Origin of the sequence: Plesiomonas sp. (assembly GCF_051650925.1) — a bacterium.
Lineage (GTDB): Bacteria > Pseudomonadota > Gammaproteobacteria > Enterobacterales > CAMTGL01 > Plesiomonas.
Genome location: NZ_JBOFRH010000228.1, coordinates 1 through 1,331 on the forward strand (window position 1 = coordinate 1; position 1,331 = coordinate 1,331).

General features: G+C 46.1%; 1 protein-coding gene and 1 rRNA gene. Both read right to left on the reverse strand.

All coding sequences use genetic code 11. The features are described 5' to 3' along the window. A partial coding sequence (murB, locus tag ACRC27_RS05425; protein ID WP_438639374.1) for a UDP-N-acetylmuramate dehydrogenase occupies positions 1-1,022 on the reverse strand: 1,022 nt, incomplete at its 3' end. 228 nt (positions 1,023-1,250) lie between these two features. Further along, positions 1,251-1,331: ribosomal RNA gene (rrf, locus tag ACRC27_RS05430) — 5S ribosomal RNA — on the reverse strand; the annotation flags it as partial.

The following is a 1,331-nucleotide window of genomic DNA, read 5'->3' on the forward strand; positions in this document are numbered from 1 at the left end:
GCATTCACCTCACCGGAACGGCCGATAAAACGCACTTCAGGATCGAGCCAGACTGAAAATCGAGCAAATACCGACTGACGAACATGCTGTGCAAGGCATAAAACATCATGTGCGCAGGCATTACCGGTATTAACCAAAACTAAGGCCTGATGTGGATGAACGCGAGCCTGACCAATTTGATAGCCTTTTAAACCACACTGATCAATCAACCAGCCTGCCGCCACTTTATACTCACCGGAGTGTTGTAAATATAGTGGTGCGTGCGGGAAATCAACCAGTAGCCGCTCAGCTTGTGAAGCACTGATCAGGGGATTTTTAAAAAAACTCCCAGCATTGCCTTCTTGTTTTGGATCTGGCAATTTTCTTTTTCGCATATCACAAACCATCGTAAAGATAGCCATGGGGGTAAGCTCATCACCTGTCAGTTTGGCTAGCTCACCGTAATGCGCAACAGGCTTCCACTGTTTTGGCAAACGTAATCCCACCGCAGTAATCACATAATCGTGCTGATACTGATGTTTAAAGATACTGTCACGGTAACCGAACTGACATTCATCTTTACTTAAGCGCTGTGAAGCGCCGGAGCTTAACTGAAGTACATCGACATACGCACACAACTGTTCAAACTCAACGCCGTACGCACCGATATTCTGAATCGGCGCAGAACCACAACAACCGGGGATCAGTGCCAGATTTTCCATTCCAGCCATACCCTGTTCAAGCGTGAACGTCACCAATTCATGCCATGACTCGCCTGCCGCAACATGCAGATGCCATGCAGAGTCATCTTCTTGAATATCAATACCCTTGAGCTGGTTTAGGATCACGACACCATCAAAATCATCGGTAAACAGTACATTACTGCCCTCACCTAAAACCAAGAAAGGTAACCCCTGATAAGCAGATGATCGTGTGATACTCAGCAAGTCGCTCACTTGTGTCACCGCGTTAATCCAGCGAGCTTTGGCAGGTAATCCAAAAGTGTGATGAGGCTGTAGTGAGGACCATTCAGGTAATGACATGCGTAATCGGGCTCAGAAGAAAATAATGCGGCTATTCTACGTGATTGCAATCAGAAGAACTAATTTCGTCTTTACAGGTTTTTTATGTATTAAAAATAGAGCCTTAAAAAACTCTTTTGCGAGATACACAAAAAAACAGCCAAGTTCATATTGTAACCCAGCCTAAAACGTCCAAAATCCCAAACGCAAAAAGCCCATCCTTTCGGATGGGCTTTCTACTTATTTGATGCCTGGCAGTTCCCTACTCTCGCATGGGGAGACCCCACACTACCATCGGCGCTACGGCGTTTCACTGCTGAGTTCGGCATG